The sequence below is a fragment of the Pseudomonas sp. KB_15 genome (genome assembly GCF_052114525.1).
GTDB lineage: Bacteria > Pseudomonadota > Gammaproteobacteria > Pseudomonadales > Pseudomonadaceae > Aquipseudomonas.
The window spans coordinates 1-547 of record NZ_JBFREX010000148.1 but is presented as its reverse complement, the minus strand read 5'-3'; the positions used below and the strand labels follow the sequence as shown (position 1 = coordinate 547).

General features: G+C 68.2%; 1 protein-coding gene. It reads right to left on the bottom strand.

Translation table 11 applies throughout. The annotated features are described in order from the left end of the window. Nucleotides 1–20: 20 nt before the first annotated feature. Nucleotides 21–547, bottom strand: a 527-nt coding sequence (locus tag AB4Z35_RS30160) for an aminotransferase class III-fold pyridoxal phosphate-dependent enzyme (RefSeq protein WP_442101181.1), incomplete at its 5' end; no start/stop codon positions are given.

The following is a 547-nucleotide window of genomic DNA, read 5'->3' as shown; positions in this document are numbered from 1 at the left end:
GTCATGGGGGTATCTCAATCTCAAGCGGGCAGGACCACGCGCACGGCCTGTGCGAAACGGTCCACGATATTGTCGATGTCCGCCGCCGTGCAGATGAAAGGCGGCGCAAACAGCACATGATCGCCGTGCACGCCATCGACGGTGCCGCCCATCGGATAGACCAGCACGCCGTGCGCCATGCACGTGCGCTTGAGCGCCGCGTGGGTCTTGCGGGCCGGGTCGAGCGTGGCCTGGGTGGCGCGGTCGGCCACGAACTCCACGCCGACGAACAGCCCGCGCCCACGCACATCGCCCAGATTCGGATGATCGCCCAGCGCCTCGCGCAGCCGCGCGCGCAACTGCTCGCCACGCGCCAGCACGTTATCGAGCAGATTGTCCTCGGCGATGGTCTGCTGCACGGCGAGCGCCGCCGCGCAGGCCGTGGCGTGGCCGATATAGGTATGGCCGTGCTGGAAGAAACCGCTGCCGCCGACGATGGCTTCGTAGATGCGGCGCGTGGACATCATCGCGCCAATCGGCTGGTAGCCGGCGCCGAGGCCCTTGGCGA